Origin of the sequence: Streptomyces sp. NPDC048255 (assembly GCF_040652415.1) — a bacterium.
Lineage (GTDB): Bacteria > Actinomycetota > Actinomycetes > Streptomycetales > Streptomycetaceae > Streptomyces.
Genome location: NZ_JBEZMA010000126.1, coordinates 1 through 3,149, shown reverse-complemented (window position 1 = coordinate 3,149; position 3,149 = coordinate 1). Strand labels below are relative to the sequence as shown.

Below are 3,149 nucleotides of genomic sequence, written 5' to 3'. Positions count from 1 at the left end.
CGCGCAGGAGAGTCCCCGCAGGACGAGCGCGCAACCCAGGCCGGAAGCTTCGTAGCCGGGGCTAAGTGCGCGAGCCGAGGAGACGCTCCGGAGCGTCCCCGGCCCACACCCAACGCCAAACCCAGCCCCGCCGGCGATTGAGGCGCGGGGCCTGGGGCAGCGCCCCAGCAACGACGCCGCACCCGGCCAAGCCCCCCGCAGGGAAAGCGGCGGCCCCGGCCCGCGCCCGACGCCCAACCCAGCCCCGCCGGCGATTGAGGCACGGGGCCGGGGGCAGAGCCCCAGCAACGACGCCACACCCGCCAAGCCCCCCGCAGGGGAAGCGGCGGCCCCGGCCCACACCCAACGCCCAACCCAGCCCCGCCGGCGATTGAGGCGCGGGGCCTGGGGCAGAGCCCCGGCAGCGGCGCCCGGCCAGGACCACCGCACAGGCACAGCGCCGGCGTCCTGGTCGCGCGCCCGCACCCGTCCGGCGGGACAATGACCCCATGCGTACGCTCCGCACACTCGGCACGGCCGGGGCCGCGGCCCTGCTGACCGCAACCGCGGCGACCGCGCCGGCGGCGACGGCCGCCCCCAGCCCGCCGCCCCCGCCGAAGCCCCTGCTGACCGACGCCCAGGTCGACAAGGCCGTGGCCCGGCTCGATCAGACCATCACCGACCTGATGCGCCGCACCGGCGTCCCCGGCCTCTCCGTGGCCGTCGTCCACGACGACGAGGTGGTCCACCTCAAGGGCTTCGGCGTCCGCCGCACCGGCGAGCCCGCCAAGGTCGGCCCCGACACCGTCTTCCAGATCGCCTCCGTCTCCAAGCCCGTCTCCTCCACCGTCGTCGCCGGCGCCTTCACCACCCCCGACGAGTGGGACCGCCACATCACCCTCCCCGGCTTCGCCTTCAAGGACCCCTGGGTCACCGACCACGTCACGACCGCGGACCTGTTCTCCCACCGCAGCGGCCTGCCCGACCACGCGGGCGACCTCCTCGAAGACCTCGGCTACGACCAGTCGTACATCTTCGACCACCTGCGCCTGGAGCCCCTCACCCCCTTCCGCGCGAGCTACGCCTACACCAACTCCGGCCTCACCGCCGCCGCCGAGGCCGTGGCCCGCGCCAAGGGCACCAGCTGGCAGAAGCTCAGCGCGGACACCCTCTTCAAACCCGCCGGCATGACCCACACCAGCACCGAGTTCTCCGCCTACGTCAACGCCCCCGACCACGCGGCCACCCACGTCAAGAACCCGGACGGCACCTGGAGCCCCCGCTACGTCCGCGCCCCGGACGCCCAAGCCCCCGCCGGCGGCGTCAGTTCCACCGCCCGCGACATGTCCCGCTGGCTGCGGCTCCAGCTGGCCGACGGCACCCTCGACGGCAAGCGGATCATCCCCGCCGCCACGCTCGCCCGCACGCACGTTCCCCAGATCGTCTCTCAGCCGCCCACCTCCCCCTCCGGCCGCGCCGGTTTCTACGGCCTCGGCTGGAACGTGTCCTACGACGACTCCGGCCGGCTGCGCCTGAGCCACTCCGGCGCCTTCGAACTCGGCACCAACGCCAACGTCACGATGCTCCCCCTGGAGAAGCTCGGCATCGTCGTCCTCACCAACGGCGCCCCCGTCGGCCTGGCCGACGCCGTCGCCCTCGATTTCTTCGACGTCGCCCAGCACGGCAAGGCCACGACCGACTGGCTGCCCCTGCTCGCGTCCGTCTACGCGAAGGAGGTCGACGAGGCCCGGTCCCCCACCGACTACGCCCACCCGCCCGCCTCCGCCAAGCCCGCCAAGGACAGCGCCGCCTACACCGGCACCTACGACAACCCGTACTACGGCAAGGCGACCGTGACGGCCGACAACAAGGGCACGCTGACCCTCGCCCTCGGCCCCAAGCCGATGCTCTTCCCGCTCACCCACTACGACGGCGACACCTTCAGCTTCGAGACCACCGGCGAGATGGCGGCCGGCCGCACCGGCGTGACCTTCGCAGACGGCACGGTCCGCGTCGAGTCCCTCGATGCGAACCACCTGGGCACCTTCACCCAGCAGTAGCCGCATAGCCTGTCCCCGATGAGACGCAGAGCCCCGGTACCCCCCTCGCCCCTCCCGCAGCGCGCCGGGATCGACCCGGTCCGGCTGCGCCTGCCGCCCGACCCGGACGGGGCCTGGCCGGACCTCGGCGGCTACCTCGCCGCGCACTACGCGGGCGGCCCCGGCGCCGAGGCCATCGCCCGCCTGCTGGCGGCCGGCCGGGTACTGGGCCCCGCCGGCCGGGTGCTGCGCGCGGGCGACCCGTACGAGCCGGGCGCCTACCTGTGGTTCCACCGGGACCTCCCGGCCGAGCCGGTCGTCCCCTTCCCGGTCCGCGTCGTGCACCGCGACCCGCACCTCCTGGTCGTGGACAAGCCGCACTTCCTGGCGACCACCCCGCGCGGCAGCCACGTCACGCAGACCGCCCTGGCCCGGCTCCGCGAGGAGCTGGAGCTGCCCGAGCTCAGCCCGGCGCACCGGCTGGACCGGCTGACGGCGGGCCTGGTGATGTTCAGCATCCGGCCCGCGGACCGGGGCGCCTACCAGCTCCTCTTCCAGCGGCGGCAGGTGCACAAGGAGTACGAGGCCCTCGCGCCGTACGACCCGAGGATCGACCTGCCGCGCACCGTGCGCAGCCGGATCGAGAAGACCCGCGGGGTGATCGCGGCGACCGAGGTTCCGGGCGGCGAGCCCAACGCCGAGAGCCTGATCGAACTCACGGGCACCCGGGGCGGCCTGGGCCGCTACCGGCTGACCCCGCACACCGGCCGCACCCACCAGCTGCGGGTGCACATGAACGGCCTGGGCCTGCCAATCCTCGGCGACCCGGTGTACCCGCGGGTCACCGACCCGGCCCCGGACGACTACCGCAGACCCCTCCAGCTCCTGGCCCGGGTCCTGGCGTTCACCGACCCCGTCACCGGCACCGCGCACCGCTTCGAGAGCGGACTCGCCCTCCAGGCCTGGCACGACCTCCCGGGCTGGGAAGCCGGGACCGGCCCCGGGTCCGCGTCCGGGGTCGGCGCGGAGGTAAACCTCTAGGTCCTGTCCGGGCGATCTTCGTGGATCAGCCCGCGTCGTCTGGTGCGGTGCATCGCAAGGCGGAGGAGCGCAGCTCGTACTCGGCCGTAC

Annotated in this window: 2 protein-coding genes; both read left to right on the top strand. The window is 74.2% G+C overall.

What is annotated here, in order from left to right:
• Window positions 1-488 precede the first annotated feature (488 nt).
• On the top strand, window positions 489-2,039 hold the full coding sequence (locus AB0D94_RS37640; protein WP_362062444.1) for a serine hydrolase: 1,551 nt from the start codon (window positions 489-491) through the stop codon (window positions 2,037-2,039).
• Window positions 2,040-2,057: 18 nt separating this feature from the next.
• Window positions 2,058-3,059 (top strand): pseudouridine synthase, encoded by a 1,002-nt coding sequence (locus tag AB0D94_RS37635; RefSeq protein WP_362062440.1) that lies wholly within the window; start codon window positions 2,058-2,060, stop codon window positions 3,057-3,059.
• The last annotated feature ends 90 nt before the right edge of the window (window positions 3,060-3,149 follow it).

Excerpts from the sequence above, each read along its gene's own strand:
- AB0D94_RS37640 (WP_362062444.1), top strand. The coding sequence starts at position 489 with ATGCGTACGCTCCGCACACTCGGCACGGCCGGGGCCGCGGCCCTGCTG.
- AB0D94_RS37635 (WP_362062440.1), top strand. The coding sequence starts at position 2,058 with ATGAGACGCAGAGCCCCGGTACCCCCCTCGCCCCTCCCGCAGCGCGCC.